The organism is Lelliottia sp. EB106-05-01-XG201 (assembly GCF_058791735.1).
Map to the genome: position 1 here is coordinate 2,797,812 of NZ_JBYTDV010000001.1, position 17,103 is coordinate 2,814,914.

Consider the following 17,103-nt stretch of genomic DNA (forward strand, 5'->3'; position numbering starts at 1 on the left):
GATTAATAATAAAGCAGTTATCCAGGAATAATCTGCAAAAAGATCGTCAGCACTCTCTTTATTAAAACCTCATAGAGGATACAGGCCTCAGCGACCGGGATAAATCATCAGACAAACTCCACCAGCAGATCCTTAAAAGCGTTGATCAGGCTCATCTGCCGGGTGTCTGCATGATGATAAACGAAGCAACGAATATAAGACGTTTCAATGTGCTCAACCTCGATCCCTTCAAGGCGAAAAATCTGCGCCATTTTCTCAGACGAAACGCACATCCCCTTCCCCGCCCGCACGAAGGAGAGCAGCGTGAAGAGGTCGTGGTTGTGTTCAATAAACTCAGGGTCAATACCCTTCGGGCCAAGGATGTTTTTGATCCTGGCTTTATACAGTGCCGTATGCTGATCCCTCCAGACGAAGAATTTCGGCTTGCCGCTCGGGGTATCGGTCATTCGCTTGCGCAAAATGACATGGTGGCAACCGTGCCAGGAATCACACTGCAAGCCAGGCTCAGAATCCAGCGGCCTGAACGCCAGCACGGCCGTATTCGGCTGATAGGTCAGTGCACTAAAATCCTCATGAGTCAGCTGGGTTCTGTGGGTTTCGAATTTGAGATTTTCCGACTGGAAAACGCGCTGTAAATGATGGAAGAGGATTTGAGGAACGGAGATATCAAAATAGATGAGCATTTGCGTGTCGTGAGGGTTTGTCCTGAGACTGTCTTCAAATGCCAGCAGATTCTGATAGGCGGGCAGGCATCGGTTGTAGCAATCCCAGGCCAGCTGCGTCGGCTCGAGATCGTTATGCTTTCGGCTAAACAACTTGCCTCCCAGCGACATTTCCAGCTCGGTTAAGACCTTACTCAAAGGCGACCGGGTGATACACAACTCTTCCGCCGCCTTGCCAAAATTTTTGTTTCTCATGATAACCATGAAGTAACGCATCTTCTTTGACAAAAATATCCCCATAGCTAGCCTCGTAAAAAATTCGTTAATACATTTTTTTGCGCAACAAACGGGTTGCGCAGCAAAGAGTCATTGTTGCGCTATTGCAATAAAATGCGTTTCCGTCCGGGAAACAATTTTTTCAAATCAGGAAATCAATAATCCTGAGGAAAAATAAACACCTCTTACGCCGCTTAATTTAGTTATTTATCCTCTTCACAAGACACACCTATTTGTCATGGTATCGTGGTTTAGCGCGGAAGAAAACGGGCGAGAATAAGAAACATAATAGTTCTCAATGCCTTAAAATAAATTTTAATAACGCGATAAATAATTACCATGAAAACAAAAATGCTAACGTATTGATTTAAAGCGAACAATGACACACAAATCATAAACAGTTTTATTAAATTAAATAGTTAAAACAACAAGTTGTTACACAATCATAATATCAACCACACTCACAAAGCGGATTACCCGGCTTTTGAGACACCCTGAATCCCCTCGCCAAAATAGACACAATTATTTCGCAAAATAAGAAATTAGCCGAGGCGAAGTTCGTAATCTGTCTTCACCCCGCCGGGAAAATATCTCCTCCCCGGGCAAACTCGACAGCTAAGCATCTGCTTAATGTTAAACCACTCACGTACATCAAGGTGTTAATTATGAAAAATACCGTTCAGGCCGTCATTGCTTATGCAAAATGGGAATCTGGTGACACTCCGGCCCCCTATTACGATAACTGTATCATCACCCTTTATAATATGACCGACAGCGATATTGTTAATCCGCTGATAGCCTTCACCCTCGCGGCAGGACAACAGCCGAGTCAGGATCTTAATTTCGCATTTTCCGTCAGCGGCAGCTCGGTAAGCGGATATTTAACCGACGACAACAGGGTTCCCGCTCAGGGCTCCGTGGAGTTTGCGATCGGTATTAATGGCGGGGAACAACTGGGCGCGCTGCCAACCGGGTTTGTCGTCAATGGCGCCTCCGCCGACGCACCACCCGACTCAGATGCCCCTTCCGTTCCACAGGGATTGACGGTCACCGGAACCGGGGCGAAAACCGCATCACTCGTCTGGCAGCCTTCAACGGACAATGTTCTCGTGGTCGGGTATATCGTCGAGTACGCGGCGGGCTCTGCCAAAACTCAGCTTTCCGTAGACGCAGCCAGCGCCATCATTACCGGTTTAACGGAACTCACCGCCTATACCGCCACCGTCAAAGCCGTGGATGTCGCGGGAAATACCTCGGCCATCTCTGACGTCGTCTCCTTCACGACGCAAACCGCGGTGCCGGACCCGGGCGAGTACCGCTTCTCCGTTGCGCCCTATATCGATTACATGGCCTACCCGCAGTTAACCACCGGGATGTGTCTGGACGCTTCGGGCATCAAGAACTATACGCTGGCATTTATTGTTGCCGGGACCAACAGCGCCGACAACACGCCGATGCCCGCCTGGGGCGGACAAAGCGATCCCGCCTTTGACGCCCGCACCAGTAGCCTGGCGAAAGACGATATTGCGTCATTGCGCGCCGCCGGGGGTGATGTGGCGATTTCATTTGGCGGCTCCGCCGGTATTCCCATCGAAGAAGCCGTGGCAGATACCGATACCCTGATCGACTGGTATCAGCAGATCATTGATAACTACGCCCTGAAATACATCGATTTCGATCTTGAGGGCGAAGTCCTGGCCCAGCCGGATGTCCTGACGCGTCATGTAGTAGTGGTCGAAGCCATCATGCGCGCCAACCCGTCACTGCAGGTCTCTTACACCCTCCCGGTTGACGGGCAAAACAGCGCCTCCAGCCAGGGCTTAAGCTCCTACGGGATTGATTTCATTGCCATGCTGGCGGATGCCGATATCCTGCCTTCGATGATCAATGGCATGACGATGGACTTTGGCGCGGATTCGCCTGCGGATATGTTTACCGGTGTCAAAAATGCGCTCGACGCGATGAACACGCAGATCGTGGCGAACTGGCCGCAGCTGAGCGCTAAACAGGCGTGGCGTCGAACCGGCGCAACGCCGATGTTCGGGGACAACGATGTGCAGGGCCAGACCTTCACCCTCGACAATCAGTCGCAGCTTCTGGATTATGCGAAAAAGGTTAATCTGGGGATGTTGTCGGGCTGGAGCGAGAACCGCGACCACGATCTCTTTGCCTGGGGTTACAGCAAGGTGATTGCCGATTATCAGCACAAAAACGCTTAACCCGTTAAGGGGTCAAAGAAAATCCCTGAGCGCCACGCGATCAGGGTTTATTCGTTTTAAAAATGCGTTCCGCCGATTTACGTCACCTTCTCCAGCATCAACCCCGCCCGCAACCCCAGTGCCACCGACGGATTCGGGAACAGCACGTACTCCGTCGTTTTCTGCACTTCATAGCGTTCGCCCCCGTCCTCTGCCAGCAAAATCCCCTGGCGGAACGGCGTGAAGTTCAGGGTATGCGCCGCCATATGCAGCTGAAACGCCTCGCTGCGACGGGTGAGCTGTTGCACGACGCGATAACGCTCCACCGGCTCCGCATGCGGTTCCGGCTCAGCGCCTGAGAGCAGCGCCCGCAGCGCCAGATGGGTAGGCGCAAAACGCGTCAGATCGTTATGTCCAAACGGCAGGGCTTTACCCAGCTCAAGGGTACAGGCCAGCGCGCCGAAATGCTCACAGGTGAAATGGGTGAAAGTCCCGCCCGGCGACTGATGGAACACCAGCGCTTCGAGGCCCGCATCGCCCAGCCATTCGAGGAAAGTTTCATCCCACGGCAGCTCGCGCTGGGGCAGCACGCCGAAACGCACGTGATACGACGCGCGAATGGCAGTGTGCAGATCCAGATGCCAGCGATCTTCCCCGGCTGTCGCATAAAAATCCCTGACCGCCTTCTCCAGCACCGGCACCCGTTCGGTTTCTTCACAGGGCGCAAACTGCGCCGCGCGCCCGCCAAACATCCGGTTGATATCGCTCACCAGATAACGTTTGTTCTGCGCCAGCGCTACCGGGTTCCCGAGCACCACCAGCACGCGGCAGCGCAGCGGAATATCCCCGTGAAACAGCGCGCGGAGCAGCAGATCGACAATTTCCACCGGGGCCGTTTCATTGCCATGAACGCCCGCCGAGAGCACCAGAGCACGTTCACACGCCTCGAGCGGCGTCAGTTCGAGCAGCCCGCGCCCCAGCCATTTCCAGCGAAAGGTCGCGCCCTCACCTTCGGTTTGCGCAGGCGTTTCGTCCGCCAGGGTCAGCGCCAGTAAATTCTCCATCCTCTCTCCTTAGCGCTGGAACGGATAAACCGATCCCAGCTGCAGGATCGAGGTCAGAGCGTCCAGCGCTTCGCGGCCTTCGCGCAGCAGCTGCGGATCAACCAGATCCGCCTGCGTCAGCTGATCGCGATAGTAGCGATCGACCCAGTTATTCAGCGTGTTAAACAGGGTGTCATTCATCATCACCGCCGGATTCACCGCCTGCATTTCGGCCTGGGTCAGCACCACGCGCAAGCGCAAACAGGCCGGGCCGCCGCCGTTGGCCATGCTTTCACGCAGGTCGAACACCTTCAGCTCGCTGATCGGGTTGTCGGCCTTCACCAGTTCCGTCAGATATCGCCACACGCCCTGATGGTTTTGCGACTCCTGCGGCAGGACCAGCAGCATGCTGCCGTCGTCGCGGCTCAACAACTGGCTGTTAAACAGGTAAGTTTCCACCGCATCCTGCACGCTCACGGCGTGCGTCGGGACCTGAATCGGCGTAAAGCCCGGCACGCGCTCGTCAAGCGCGGCAAGCAACTTATCCTGCTGGGCAAACGCCTGTTCGTGGCAGAACAGCACCTGACGGTTCGACACGGCGATCACGTCGTTGTGGAAGACGCCCTGATCGATAACATTTGGATTCTGCTGGGCAAAAACCACCTGCCCCGGATTGACCTGATTCAGCCGAGCCACCGCCTGGCTCGCCGCCAGGGTCTGACGCGCCGGGTATCGCACGGGTGCGTTGTGCCCACTCTCGTCGCGTCCGTAGACAAACAGCTGCGTCGCCGGGTCGCCGTAGTTACCACCCAGACGGTTATGGTTTGCCGCCCCTTCATCGCCAAACATCGCCACCTGCGGGAGCGCTTCGTGAACGCTGAACCGTTCAGCATCGCTGAAAATGGCGCGCAGCACGCGCTCGGTGGTCACCGCCTCGGTCGCGCGATGGAATTTGTTATTCAGGTTGGCGACGGTGAGATGCACCTTGCCGTCGAGGGTATCCGCTGAGGGCGCGACGGTGGCGGCGTTGGCGACCCACATGGACGAGGCGGAGCTTGCCGCCGACAGCAGATGCGGCACCTGCGTCCCCGCTTTTTCAACCACCTGTTCGTCGCTGCCGCTAAACCCGAGCTGACGCAGAACCTCGACGTTCGGGCGCTCCTGCGGCGGGATCACCGCCTGCGGGAAACCGGTGTCAGCCAGCGCTTTCATCTTTTGCAGCCCCTGCTTCGCCGCCAGCTTAGGATTCGAAATCTGGAAGCGGTGCTTCGTTGAGGCCTCATTGCCAAACGACAGCCCGGCGTAGTGGTGAGTCAGCCCCACCAGCCCGTCAAAGTTGACCTCATGCGCTTTCATGACGATCCCCTTGCGTAAAATCGAGCCCCGGATTGAGGGTTTCCGGCAGGGTCAATGCAGGCGTTTCGAGGCTCGCCATCGGCCACGCGCAATAATCCGCCGCATACCAGGCGCTGGCGCGATGGTTGCCGGAGGCGCCCACGCCACCGAACGGCGCGGTGCTTGCCGCACCGGTCAGGGGTTTGTTCCAGTTCACAATTCCGGCGCGCGCTTCAATCAGCAACGTGTCGAATTTCTCGCGATCCGGTGAAATCAGCCCGCTCGACAGGCCGTAGCGGGTGTTGTTCGCCATCGCAATCGCGCTGTCGAAATCGTCGTAACGCCAGACGCAGAGCAGCGGCCCGAACGTCTCTTCATCCGGGACATTGCTCGCCCCGCTCATCTCCACGATCCCCGGCGTTAACAGGGACGTACCCGGCTGGACAAGCTTCGGCTCCAGCAGGCTTTTCCCGCCGCGCGCAACGTGCTCGCGCCAGGCGTTGACCACATTGTTCGCGGCTTGTTCGGAGATCAGCCCGCCGATAAACGGCTGCGGATCGGCGTCCCAGGCGTCGGGCACCAGGCGCGCGGTCACTTCGACTAAACGGGCCAGGAAGGCATCGCCCTGCGCCCCGCGCTTCACCAGCAGACGACGCGCGCAGGTGCAGCGCTGCCCGGCGGTGACAAACGCCGACTGAATCGTCAGATGCACGGCGGCGTCGATATCCTCCACGTCTTCGACAATCAGCGGGTTATTCCCGCCCATCTCCAGCGCCAGAATTTTCTCCGGCTGCCCCGCCAGCTGGCGATGCAGCTGATAACCCGTCCCCGCGCTGCCGGTAAACAGCAGGCCGTCGATATCACTCAGGGCGCTCAGAGCCTGACCGGTTTCGCGTCCGCCCTGCACCAGGTTCAGCACGCCCGGCGGCAGACCCGCCTGCTCCCAGAGTTTGACCACCGCTTCACCCGTCCACGGCGTCAGCTCGCTCGGTTTGAAAATCACGGTATTGCCCGCCAGCAGCGCAGGCACGATGTGGCCGTTCGGCAGATGGCCGGGGAAGTTATACGGACCAAACACCGCCAGCACGCCGTGCGGACGATGGCGCAGCGTTGCCGCGCCGTCGGCCATGTCGGTATGCTGCTCGCCGGTGCGGGTGTGATACGCCTTTACGGAGATAGCAATTTTGTTGATCATCGCCGTGATTTCGGTCGTCGCTTCCCAGCGCGGCTTACCGGTTTCGCGGGCGATAATGCTGGTCAGCTCGACCTTGTTGGCCTCCAGCAGGGAGGCAAATTTCTCGACCACCGCCTGACGCAGGCTAAAGGGCTGTTTCGCCCACGCCGGGAACGCCGCACGCGCCGCTTTACAGGCCTGTTCCACCTGTGCGGGGCTGGCATCGGTACCGGTCCACAGCGCCTCTTTGCTCACCGGGTTAGTTTTCTCGCGACGCTCGCCTTCGCCCGTCACCCAGTCGCCATTAATCCATAAACTCATGCTGTTTTCTCCTCGGGGCAGAGTCGCACCAGGCGCACCGTGTCGCCTGCGCTACATTTCAGGGCATCCAGCTGGGCTGCGGTCAGCACCAGGCGGTCGCATTTGGGGTTCGCGCGGATCAGCATGGCGCGAAAATGGTCGTACTGTTCATTCGCCACCAGACAGGCCGGCCATTCGCCCGGCGCAGGCTGCCCTTCGGCGACGGTCACCAGACGGCTTTTACGGATGGCGCGGACGCGATCGATATCGCACTCCAGCGTCGGGCCGCCGTCAAAAATATCGACGTAGTTACGGTAGCGGAAACCCTCTTTCTCCAGCACCGCGCGCGCCGGGGCGGTCTGCGGATGGACTTCGCCAATCACCGCCTGGGCTTCGGGGCTGAGGAAATGGGTGTAGATCGGGTGTTTCGGCATCAGCTCGGCGATAAAGGCTTTCTGCCCGGTGCCGCACAGGTAGTCCGCGCGACTGAATTCCATCGAGAAGAAGCGCTCGCCGAGGCTTTCCCAGAATGGGGAGTAGCCTTTTTCGTCGATCACGCCGCGCATCTCCGCCACCACTTTTTCGTTAAAGCGATCGCGGAAGGCGGCCATAAACATGAAGCGCGATTTCGAGAGCAGATAGCCGTTGCCCTCTTTGCGCCACTCAGGATCGAGGAACAGCGTGCAAAGCTCGCTGCTGCCCGTGTGATCGTTGCTGAGAGAGAGCGTCGGCAGCGCGTTGTAGATATTCAGCTCTTTCGAAGCGTGAACCAGCGTGCCGACGCGGTAGTTGTACCAGGGCTCATTGAGGCCGACCGCCACTTCGATGGCGCAAATCCCGGCCACAGTTCCTGTGTCAGTATCTTCCAGAACAAAGACGTATCCCTGTTCGCTCTTCGGCACCGTCCCTTGCCAGGTATTGATGGCGCGCTCGATGCGCGCCGACAGCGTTTTTTCGTCGGCAGGAAGCGAGGTCAGCCCGCCTCCCGTCTTACCGGCAAGCTGCATAAGCCCGGCGAGATCGCCGCGCTCAACGGGACGGATGACCATCATGATGACACCCCGGATTTCACCTGTTCACAGGCCAGCGCAAAGCGATCTAATCCGGTGGTGACCTCTTCTTCACTTACCACCAGCGCCGGAGCAAAACGCACCACGTTCGCGCCCGCGATCAGCACCATCACACCCGCTTTTGCCGCTTCCTGTGAAATAAGTTTAGCTTTTCCGGCAAATTCAGCCGTCAGTTCGCAGCCAATTAACAGACCCAGACCGCGAATTTCTTTGAACATGCCGACCTTGCTGTTGATCGCATTCAGGCGCTCAACAAACCAGTCGTGACGCTGCTTCACGCCGTTCAGTACTTCTGGCGTATTGATGATATCCAGCACCTGTCCGGCGACCGCCGAGGCCAGCGGGTTACCGCCGTACGTGGTGCCGTGGGTGCCGACGACCATCACGCTGGCGCATTTATTGGTGGTCAGCATCGCGCCGATCGGGAAACCGCCGCCTAATGCTTTCGCCGTCGACAGCACGTCCGGGGTGACGCCGTAGTGCATATAGGCATACAGCTCGCCGGTACGGCCAACGCCGGTCTGAACTTCATCAAAAATCAGCAGCGCGTTGTGCTGGTCGCACAGCTCGCGCAGCCCTTGCAGGAAGGCTTTCTCCGCCGGGACCACGCCGCCCTCGCCCTGCATCGGCTCAACGATCACCGCGCAGGTGTTGTCGTTGATCAGCTCTTTCGCGGACTGGAGATCGTTAAACACCGCGTGACGAATATCCGGCGGTAACGGGGCGAAATCCTGCGAATAGGCAGGTTGTCCACCGGCGCTGACGGTAAACAGCGTGCGACCGTGGAAGGCATTTTTGAAGGCCACAATCCCGCTTTTCTGTGCGCCGAAATGGTCATGGGCGTATTTACGCGCCAGCTTCAGGGCCGCTTCGTTGGCCTCTGCGCCGGAGTTACAGAAGAAGATTTTTTCGGCAAAGGTGGCGTCGATCAGTTTTTTCGCCAGGCGCAGGGCAGGCTCGTTGGTGTAACCGTTGCCCGTGTGCCAGAACTTCGCCGCCTGATCGTTCAGGGTCTGGCGCAGCGCCGGGTGTGCGTGTCCCAGCGCGTTCACCGCAATCCCGCCCGCGAAATCGATATACTCTTTGCCCTGCTGATCCCACAGGCGTGAGCCCTCCCCGCGTACCGGAATAAAAGCCGCCGGAGCGTAAACCGGCATCATCCATTCATCAAAATTTTCACGCGTAATTGACAGAGACATAGCGACCTCATCCGGTAAATAAGAAGTTGTTTAAATGTTAAATAATTGAGTGTTTGCACTGTGAATGTAGATTGCAGAGTTCGTGCCAGCCAGCGATAAAAATGCATAAACGCCTTGAGGTGACAGAATATCAATAAGTTAGAATATGGATTTATTCACTGTTAGTGCATAATAAGTGAATATTTTTACGACAAGCGGCGGTTCGCGGGACGAAAACGAGAAATATTATGCACAGGCAAAATATAATTCTGGAATTGTGATCGCTCGCGAAATTTATCGACCGTTTACGCCCCCTTTGAGGGCAAGGCGCGTCGAAATGGTGCAAAAATTGCACCAACGGGATGATCTGTTGCAGTTATTGGCTGAACCCGATAACAGGCGGCGCAAATTCTGCTACCATCCTTGCACTATTCACCTTGCATTGGCAGCGACTATGAAATTTGTCTCTTTTAATATCAACGGCCTGCGCGCCCGCCCTCACCAACTGGAAGCCATTGTCGAACAACATCAGCCAGACGTGATCGGCCTGCAGGAGACAAAAGTTCACGACGATATGTTCCCGCTCGAAGACGTTGCGAAGCTGGGTTATAACGTCTTTTATCACGGCCAGAAAGGCCATTACGGCGTGGCACTGCTCACCAAAGAGACGCCGGTCTCCGTGCGCCGCGGCTTCCCGGGCGATGACGATGACTCACAGCGTCGCATTATCATGGCGGAGATCCCCTCGCCCGTCGGCAATATCACGGTGATCAACGGCTACTTCCCGCAGGGCGAAAGCCGCGACCACCCGACCAAATTCCCGGCGAAAGCCAAGTTCTACCAGGATCTGCAGGATTACCTGACCACCGAGCTGAACAAAGACAACCCGGTGCTGATCATGGGCGACGTGAATATCAGCCCGACGGATCTGGATATCGGTATCGGGGAAGACAGCCGCAAACGCTGGCTGCGCACCGGTAAATGCTCCTTCCTGCCCGAAGAGCGCGAGTGGATGGACCGTCTGATGAACTGGGGCCTGGTGGACACCTTCCGCAGCGCCAATCCGCAAACGCAGGATCGTTTCTCGTGGTTTGACTACCGCTCAAAAGGCTTCGACGACAACCGCGGCCTGCGTATCGATCTGCTGCTGGCAAGCCAGCCGCTGGCCGAACGCTGCATCGAAACCGGGATCGATTACGACATCCGCAGCATGGAAAAGCCGTCCGATCACGCGCCGGTCTGGGCGAAATTCAAACTGTAATTGCCGGTGAAAACGCAAAAAATCCTCATCCTGTGCGCCCTGTTGGGCGCATTTGCTTTGCTTATCGCGCTCCTGCCGCCAGGCTTTCTCTCCCTCGAATCACTCCGAACGCATCGGCTGATGCTTATTGAGTATGTCCATCGCGCCCCGGTGCAGAGCGCTGCGATCTATTTTGTGCTTTACGTGGTGGTCTCTGCGTTTTCGATTCCCGGCGCGGCGCTGCTGACGCTGCTGGGCGGGGCGCTGTTCAGCGTCTGGGAAGGGATTGTCCTGGTGTCGTTCGCTTCGACGCTGGGGGCAACGCTGGCGATGCTCGCCAGCCGCTACCTGCTGCGCGACTGGGTGCAGCGCCGCTTTGCGAAACCGATGCAGACGGTGAATGCAGGTGTCGCGCGCGACGGCGCATTTTATCTGTTTGCCCTGCGCCTGATGCCGGTGTTTCCGTTCTTTGTGGTCAATCTGCTTTCAGGCTTAACCGCTATCGGCGTGGCGCGCTACTGGTGGGTCAGCCAGCTGGCGATGTTGCCTGCGACGGTGATTTTCCTCAATGCCGGGCGCGAGCTGGGGGAGCTGACCTCCCTGCGCGATATTCTGTCGCCGGGAATGCTGGTAGCCTTTACACTCTTAGGGTTATTGCCGCTGGTCACCCGCTGGCTGTTCTCTCGCTTTTCCCCTTCATCTCATTAACAGGGAGGCATTATGCGCCGTGTGCGTTCTTGCATGTTTCTGACCGGGCTGCTGCTGGCCGCCCCGGTATTCGCCGAAAGCGACTGGCAAACCGTTCAACAGGACGCCAAAGGCCAGACCGTGTGGTTTAACGCCTGGGGCGGCGATCCGGCCGTCAACCGGTATCTCGGCTGGGTGAGCGAGGAGATGAAAACCCACTACGCCATCACCCTGAAAATCGTGCACCTGGCGGACGCCGCCGATGCGGTCAAACGCATCCAGACCGAGTCCCGCGCCGGGCGAACCAGTAAGGGCTCCGTTGATTTACTCTGGGTTAACGGGGAGAACTTCCGCACACTGAAAGAGGCAAATCTGCTGCAAACCGGCTGGGCGCAAATGCTGCCCAACTGGCGCTATGTCGATACCACCAAACCGGTGACCGAAGATTTTGCCATTGCCACTGACGGCGCAGAATCCCCGTGGGGCGCGGCGCAGCTGACCTTTATTGCCCGCAAAGCCACGCTCTCAGCCTCGCTGCGCGATCCTGCCGCTCTCCTCGACTATGCGAAGCAGCATTCGGGAAAAGTGACCTATCCACGTCCGCCCGATTTTACCGGCACCGCGTTTCTGGAACAGCTGCTGCTGAGCCTGACCACAACGACGGATGCCCTGAAAACTGCGCCCGCCCCGCACACCTTCGACGCCGTCACCGCCCCGCTGTGGCGCTATCTCGACGCGCTTCACCCCTTGCTCTGGCGCGAAGGGAAAGATTTTCCGCCGTCACCGGCGCGCATGGACGCCCTGCTTGCCAGCGGCAATCTGAATCTCTCCCTGACCTTTAACCCGGCCCACGCGCAGCAAAAAGTCGCCAGCGGCGAACTGCCTGCTGACAGTTTCAGCTTCGGCTTTGCCGACGGGACGATGGGAAATGTCCATTTCGTGGCAATCCCGGCCAACAGCAGCGCCAGCGCGGGGGCCAAAGTGGTCGCCAATTTCCTGCTGTCACCTGACGCGCAAATTCGCAAAGCCGACCCGAAAATATGGGGTGACCCGAGCGTGCTGGACCCGCAAAAATTGCCTGCTGAACAGGCCAGCGCACTGCGCCAGTTTATTCCGGCGGGTTTACCGACCATGCAGCCTGAGCCGCACGCGGCCTGGGTGAACGCTCTGGAGCAGGAATGGCTGCGTCGCTACGGCACCCGCTAGGCTGGCTGGTGTGGCTGGTCATCGCGGCCATTTACGCGCCGCTGTTCCCGGCCACCGTGATGCTGCTTGAACCGGCGTTTTCCGTCGCGGGATGGCAATCCCTGTTTAACGATCCGCAGCTGCCACAGGCGCTGATCGCCACCCTGGTCTCCACGGCCATCGCCACCGTCGGTTCGCTGTTGATCGCGCTCTGCATCGTGGCGGCGCTGTGGCCCGGCAAGCGCTGGCAGCAGATGAATTCCCGTCTGCCCTGGCTGCTGGCCATCCCGCACGTCGCGTTTGCCACCAGCGTGCTGCTGGTTTTTGCCGAAGGGGGCGCGTTTTATCAGCTTTGTAGCGCCTGTTCACCTCTGCTGGATCCCTACGGAATCGGCCTCGGCCTGACGCTCGCGGTGAAAGAGAGCGCCTTTGTGCTGTGGGCGATTTACGCCGTGTTGCCGGAAAAGACGCTGGCCCAAAAAATGGTGGTGCTGCAAACCCTCGGCTACTCCCGCATCCAGGGGCTATTCTGGCTGGTGCTGCCGACCATTGCCCCGGCACTCGGCGCGGTGATGCTGGCGGTGGTCGCCTGGTCCCTTTCGGTGGTGGATATTGCGATCATTCTCGGGCCGGGCAATCCGCCGACGCTGGCGGTGCTGGCCTGGCAGTGGCTGAGTCAGGGCGATGCCGAACAGCAGATCAAAGGCACTCTGCTCTGTCTGGTGCTACTTCTCCTGCTGGCCGCGTTTGCCGCCGTCGGTGTCGCCCTGTGGAAGCCGTGGCGACGCACGATCCCATCGGTGTCGGGTCAACGCCACGAAGCCGGGCCGCCGATCGCAGGAACCGCGCTCGGGTGGCTGCTGCCCCTGAGCGGACTGGTCTGCGCCCTGGTGCTGCTCGTGCTGGCAAAACAGAGTGATTTTGATATTGCGCCGTTTAGCGCCAGCCTCTCGTTCGCCCTGGTTTCCGCCCTGATCGCGCTGGGCACCGCCCTGCTGTGGCTGGAGTGGGGGCCGTCGCGCGGCACGCTGTGGCTCTGGCTGCCGCTGGCCCTGCCCGCCCTGCCGCTGGTCGCCGGGCAATACCGGCTGGCGCTCAATCTGGGTTTTGACGGCGAGTCTATTGCCGTGCTGTGGGGACATCTGCTGTGGGTGCTCCCGTGGACGCTTCTGGTGCTGCAACCCGCGTGGCGCAGGCTCGATCCACGTCTGATTCTGATCGCCAAAACGCTGGGGCTGTCGCGCAGTCAGGTATTCTTTAAGATCAAATGCCCGCTGCTGGTGCGCCCGATCCTTATCGCCTTTGCCACCGGGTTTTCCGTGAGCATGGCGCAATATCTGCCGACCCTGTGGCTCGGTGCCGGGCGCTTCGCGACGCTCACTACCGAAGCCGTAGCGCTCAGCAGCGGCGGCAGTACGGCGATTCTTGCGGGACGCGCGCTGTGGCTGCTGGCGCTCACCGCCGCTGCCTTTGCCCTCGCGGCAGGACTCTCGCGCCTCGCGGGCCATTATCGACAAGGGTTACGCTGATGTTGACCGTCAAAAATCTCACTCTTAACCCGCTGCTGCGCGAGGCGAATTTCAGCGTTGAACGCGGGGAAATCCTCACCCTGATGGGGCCTTCTGGCAGCGGGAAATCGACGCTGTTTGCGTGGATGGTCGGCGCGCTGTCCGCCGATTTTCAGGCCCACGGCGAGCTGTGGCTCGACGATGAACGTCTTGACTCGCGGCCGGTCGAAAAACGGGGGATTGGGATCTTGTTCCAGGATGCGCTGCTGTTCGATCACTTTAGCGTCGGGCAGAACCTGATGCTGGCGCTGCCCGCGAGTATTCGGAAGGCGCGCCGCGAACAGGTCGAGCAGGCGCTGGCGAGCGCGGGTCTGGCCGGATTTTATGCCAGCGACCCGGCGACGCTTTCGGGCGGTGAACGCAGCCGCGTCAGCCTGCTGCGTGCCCTGCTGGCGCAGCCTCGCGCCCTGCTGCTGGATGAGCCATTCAGTCGTCTGGATAAGTCTCTGCGAGTGACGTTCCGGGAGTGGGTCTTCACCCAGGTTCGCGCGCAGAACATTCCGGTGGTGCTGGTCACGCACGATGAAGACGACATTCCGCCGGGTGGACGGGTGATTCAGCTCGCCGGGTGGCAATAAACCCTGTGCTAACGCAAGGAATTCTGTTTAGGGGAAGACGAAAATGACGCACCTTTTATTTCACGTCAGGTTCTTCGATGAAACGTGTTTCTCAACTGACCGCGCTGGCGCTCTGTCTTGCCAGTTTCTCCACTTTCGCCGCTGAAATGGCCTCTTCTGTGACGCTGGCCCAGCTGCAACAGCAGCACGGCGCGGTGATCGACACCCGCGCCAGCGCCTTCTATAACGGCTGGCCGCAAACATTGTCCGGCACCTCCGGGCATGAACCCGCCGCGCTGAACCTGTCAGCCAGCTGGTTAACCCTTATGAGCGACGAGCAGCTCGCCGACTGGGCTAAACAGCACAACCTCGCGCCGACCTCCGCCATCGCCCTGTACGGCAGCGACGCGGAGAACCAGGCGGTGAAAGCACGCCTCGCCAAAGCCGGGTATCAGCACGTTTCCACCCTCGGCGATGCGCTGCAAAATGCCGATCGCCTGCAGCGTCTTCCCCACTTCGAACAGCTGGTCTATCCCGAGTGGCTGCATCAGCTGACGCAGGGTAAAAAGGTCACTGCCGCGCCGACGGGCGATTATAAAATTATCGAAGCCGCCTGGGGCGCGCCGAAATTCTATCTCCTGAACCACATTCCGGGCGCCGGATACATTGATACTAACGAAGTGGAAAGCGAACCGCTGTGGAATAAAGTCTCCGACGACAAACTGAAAGCGCTGCTGGCGAAACAGGGTATTCGTCACGACACCACCGTGATCCTCTATGGCCGCGATGTGTATGCCGCAGCGCGCGTGGCGCAGATCATGCTCTACGCCGGGGTGAAAGATGTGCGTCTGCTGGATGGCGGCTGGAAAGCCTGGTCCGACGCCGGTCTGCCGGTCGAGCGCGGAATGCCAGCGAAAGTGACGCCCGCCGCGGACTTCGGCGCACCCATCCCTGGTCAGCCTCAGCTGATGGTGGATATGGAACAGGCGCGCGGGATGCTGCATCGCAAAGATGCGTCGCTGGTGAGCATTCGTTCCTGGCCGGAATTCACCGGCGAAACCAGCGGCTACAGCTACATCAAGCCAAAAGGTGAGATCGCAGGCGCACGCTGGGGCCATGCGGGCAGCGATGCCACCCATATGGAAGATTTCCACAACCCGGACGGGACCATGCGCAGCGCCGATGATATCGCCGCGATGTGGAAAGAGTGGAATATCCTGCCGGACCAGCACGTCGCCTTCTACTGTGGCACCGGCTGGCGCGCGTCAGAAACCTTCATGTACGCCCGCGCCATGGGCTGGAAAAACGTCTCGGTCTACGACGGCGGCTGGTACGAATGGAGCAGCCACCCGAGTAACCCGATCACTACGGGCCCGCTGACGCCAGAAAGCACCCTTTAAGGTTTGACAGCTTTCAGGGTCTGATACCCGCTCCAGATGCGCGTTGTGGTGGTGAGCCAGCACAACGCGCCGAAGATCCAGGCGAACAGCGCGAAGTGCGCCGGGAACAGGCAGCAGAGTACAAACAGCGCGATGGTCTCCGTCCCCTCCGTTAATCCCCCGATGTAATAAAACGACTTGTGCGCGTAGCCCGGGTTATCAATATTGTGTTTTGCGGCCAGCGCCGCAAAGGCCAGGAAACTGCTGCCGGTGCCGATAAATGCAAACAGCAGCCAGGCGGCAGCGAGCGCGTTTTCCAGCGGCGCGGCGAGCGCAAAGCCAAAGGGCACTAAGGCGTAAAAGAGAAAATCGAGGGCGATATCGAGAAAACCGCCCGCGTCCGATAACCCGCGACGCCGCGCCAGCGCCCCGTCCAGCCCATCAAACAGCCGGTTCAGCACAATGGCGATCAGCGCCGCCACATACCAGCCGAGCGCCAGAAACGGCAGCGCCAGCACGCCGATGGCAAATCCGGCCAGCGTCACGCCGTCGGCGCTGATGTAGGGCTTATCAATCACCGCCACCAGGCGGTTGAGCAGCGGTTTCACGCGCGGATGCAGATGCCGGTCAAACATGAGGCTTCCCCTTGAACGCGTCGCAAAGCCCCTGGGGCGGGATCTCCAGCGCGGCGTTGAAGCGCGCCGAAAGATTCTGAAAGGCAATCAGGGCCGTCATTTCCGTGATCGTCGCATCGCTGTAAAAGCGTTTCAGTTCGCTTTTGATGGACTCCGTGACCAGCGGCGGCGTAGCGGTGGTGGCTTCGGCATACTCCAGCGCCGCACGCTCTTCCGGACTGAACAGCGCGGACTCACGCCAGTCGCTGACCGCCTGCACCTTATCCAGCGCGCCGCAGCGCTCGGCCAGACGCAGGCTGTTGGCGTCGATACAAAATGCGCAGTGGCAGAGCTGCGAAACACGCGTCATCAGCAGTGCGCGCAGGGCCGGATTGAGGCGCGCATTTTTGCGCTCCAGAAAACCGACAAACAGCGCCACCAGCCAGAAAAGACGCGGCATGCGTCCCCACCAGCGGGTGGGATTCAGCACCACGCCGAAGTGTTTTTTTTGCATGGCGGCAATGGGTTTTAAACTGGCGGGGATAGATTCGACGGGCTGGACCCAGGCGGAAGTTTCTTTCACCGGACTCTCCTGATGGCTGGACTCTTTGAAAGCCGACGATAATATGTCGTTTTT

15 protein-coding genes are annotated in these 17,103 nt (G+C 58.9%); 7 read left to right on the forward strand and 8 right to left on the reverse strand.

The window, feature by feature from the left end; all coding sequences use genetic code 11:
• Positions 1-107 precede the first annotated feature (107 nt).
• On the reverse strand, positions 108-950 hold the full coding sequence (locus AC3WS9_RS13125) for a LysR family transcriptional regulator (protein WP_285150720.1): 843 nt from the start codon (positions 948-950) through the stop codon (positions 108-110).
• A 653-nt stretch (positions 951-1,603) separates the two neighbouring features.
• Between AC3WS9_RS13125 and AC3WS9_RS13130 the strand changes: the two genes are divergently transcribed.
• The gene (locus AC3WS9_RS13130; RefSeq protein WP_285150721.1) at positions 1,604-3,157 is read left to right on the forward strand and encodes a fibronectin type III domain-containing protein; all 1,554 of its coding nucleotides are present in this window, start codon (positions 1,604-1,606) and stop codon (positions 3,155-3,157) included.
• Between the two features lie 77 nt (positions 3,158-3,234).
• Here AC3WS9_RS13130 and astE read toward each other — a convergent pair whose 3' ends face one another.
• Genes astE through astC form a run of 5 tightly spaced genes read right to left on the reverse strand, consistent with a single transcriptional unit; the run spans position 3,235 to position 9,257 of the window.
• A complete protein-coding gene (gene astE / locus AC3WS9_RS13135; protein WP_285150722.1) occupies positions 3,235-4,200 on the reverse strand; it encodes a succinylglutamate desuccinylase in 966 nt (321 codons plus the stop codon).
• A 9-nt stretch (positions 4,201-4,209) separates the two neighbouring features.
• Positions 4,210-5,535 (reverse strand): N-succinylarginine dihydrolase, encoded by a 1,326-nt coding sequence (gene astB, locus AC3WS9_RS13140; RefSeq protein ID WP_492488770.1) that lies wholly within the window; start codon positions 5,533-5,535, stop codon positions 4,210-4,212.
• Positions 5,522-7,009 (reverse strand): succinylglutamate-semialdehyde dehydrogenase, encoded by a 1,488-nt coding sequence (astD, locus tag AC3WS9_RS13145; RefSeq protein ID WP_492488772.1) that lies wholly within the window; start codon positions 7,007-7,009, stop codon positions 5,522-5,524. The genes astB and astD overlap by 14 nt, the downstream gene beginning before the upstream one ends.
• Entirely contained in the window at positions 7,006-8,040 is a 1,035-nt protein-coding gene (gene astA, locus AC3WS9_RS13150; protein ID WP_492488774.1) for an arginine N-succinyltransferase, read from the reverse strand. The genes astD and astA overlap by 4 nt, the downstream gene beginning before the upstream one ends.
• Positions 8,037-9,257: a succinylornithine/acetylornithine transaminase gene (astC, locus tag AC3WS9_RS13155; protein ID WP_285144775.1), complete on the reverse strand. Its 1,221-nt coding sequence runs from the start codon at positions 9,255-9,257 to the stop codon at positions 8,037-8,039. The genes astA and astC overlap by 4 nt, the downstream gene beginning before the upstream one ends.
• Before the next feature lie 433 nt (positions 9,258-9,690).
• On the opposite strand from astC, the gene xthA reads away from it, so the two are divergent.
• The 6 genes from xthA (at position 9,691) to AC3WS9_RS13185 (ending at position 15,873) form a co-directional block, all read left to right on the forward strand.
• Positions 9,691-10,497 (forward strand): exodeoxyribonuclease III, encoded by an 807-nt coding sequence (gene xthA, locus AC3WS9_RS13160; protein WP_282494992.1) that lies wholly within the window; start codon positions 9,691-9,693, stop codon positions 10,495-10,497.
• A 6-nt stretch (positions 10,498-10,503) separates the two neighbouring features.
• Entirely contained in the window at positions 10,504-11,184 is a 681-nt protein-coding gene (locus AC3WS9_RS13165) for a TVP38/TMEM64 family protein (RefSeq protein ID WP_492488777.1), read from the forward strand.
• A 21-nt stretch (positions 11,185-11,205) separates the two neighbouring features.
• Positions 11,206-12,369 carry an ABC transporter substrate-binding protein gene (locus AC3WS9_RS13170; RefSeq protein WP_492490334.1) on the forward strand — a complete coding sequence of 388 codons (1,164 nt, stop codon included), beginning with the start codon at positions 11,206-11,208 and terminating at the stop codon, positions 12,367-12,369.
• Positions 12,342-13,877, forward strand: a complete 1,536-nt coding sequence (locus tag AC3WS9_RS13175) for an ABC transporter permease family protein (RefSeq protein ID WP_492488779.1) — start codon at positions 12,342-12,344, stop codon at positions 13,875-13,877. The genes AC3WS9_RS13170 and AC3WS9_RS13175 overlap by 28 nt, the downstream gene beginning before the upstream one ends.
• Positions 13,877-14,494 carry an ATP-binding cassette domain-containing protein gene (locus AC3WS9_RS13180; RefSeq protein WP_492488781.1) on the forward strand — a complete coding sequence of 206 codons (618 nt, stop codon included), beginning with the start codon at positions 13,877-13,879 and terminating at the stop codon, positions 14,492-14,494. Before AC3WS9_RS13175 ends, AC3WS9_RS13180 begins: the two co-directional genes overlap by 1 nt.
• A gap of 77 nt (positions 14,495-14,571) precedes the next feature.
• Complete coding sequence (locus tag AC3WS9_RS13185; RefSeq protein ID WP_492488783.1) at positions 14,572-15,873, forward strand: sulfurtransferase; 1,302 nt, start codon at positions 14,572-14,574, stop codon at positions 15,871-15,873.
• Here AC3WS9_RS13185 and AC3WS9_RS13190 read toward each other — a convergent pair.
• Together AC3WS9_RS13190 and AC3WS9_RS13195 are read right to left on the reverse strand one after the other, a co-directional pair.
• Entirely contained in the window at positions 15,870-16,487 is a 618-nt protein-coding gene (locus AC3WS9_RS13190) for a CDP-alcohol phosphatidyltransferase family protein (protein WP_492488785.1), read from the reverse strand. The two genes, AC3WS9_RS13185 and AC3WS9_RS13190, sit on opposite strands and share 4 nt — an antisense overlap.
• Positions 16,480-17,049 (reverse strand): carboxymuconolactone decarboxylase family protein, encoded by a 570-nt coding sequence (locus tag AC3WS9_RS13195; protein WP_492488786.1) that lies wholly within the window; start codon positions 17,047-17,049, stop codon positions 16,480-16,482. Before AC3WS9_RS13195 ends, AC3WS9_RS13190 begins: the two co-directional genes overlap by 8 nt.
• Positions 17,050-17,103: the final 54 nt, after the last annotated feature.

What these genes read in the sequence shown, in the direction of transcription:
- xthA (WP_282494992.1), top strand. Translation starts at nt 9,691, where the DNA reads ATGAAATTTGTCTCTTTTAATATCAACGGCCTGCGCGCCCGCCCTCAC.
- astA (WP_492488774.1), bottom strand. Translation starts at nt 8,040, where the DNA reads ATGATGGTCATCCGTCCCGTTGAGCGCGGCGATCTCGCCGGGCTTATG.
- AC3WS9_RS13185 (WP_492488783.1), top strand. Translation starts at nt 14,572, where the DNA reads ATGAAACGTGTTTCTCAACTGACCGCGCTGGCGCTCTGTCTTGCCAGT.
- AC3WS9_RS13175 (WP_492488779.1), top strand. Translation starts at nt 12,342, where the DNA reads ATGGCTGCGTCGCTACGGCACCCGCTAGGCTGGCTGGTGTGGCTGGTC.
- AC3WS9_RS13130 (WP_285150721.1), top strand. Translation starts at nt 1,604, where the DNA reads ATGAAAAATACCGTTCAGGCCGTCATTGCTTATGCAAAATGGGAATCT.
- astB (WP_492488770.1), bottom strand. Translation starts at nt 5,535, where the DNA reads ATGAAAGCGCATGAGGTCAACTTTGACGGGCTGGTGGGGCTGACTCAC.
- astE (WP_285150722.1), bottom strand. Translation starts at nt 4,200, where the DNA reads ATGGAGAATTTACTGGCGCTGACCCTGGCGGACGAAACGCCTGCGCAA.
- AC3WS9_RS13180 (WP_492488781.1), top strand. Translation starts at nt 13,877, where the DNA reads ATGTTGACCGTCAAAAATCTCACTCTTAACCCGCTGCTGCGCGAGGCG.
- astC (WP_285144775.1), bottom strand. Translation starts at nt 9,257, where the DNA reads ATGTCTCTGTCAATTACGCGTGAAAATTTTGATGAATGGATGATGCCG.
- AC3WS9_RS13190 (WP_492488785.1), bottom strand. Translation starts at nt 16,487, where the DNA reads ATGTTTGACCGGCATCTGCATCCGCGCGTGAAACCGCTGCTCAACCGC.
- astD (WP_492488772.1), bottom strand. Translation starts at nt 7,009, where the DNA reads ATGAGTTTATGGATTAATGGCGACTGGGTGACGGGCGAAGGCGAGCGT.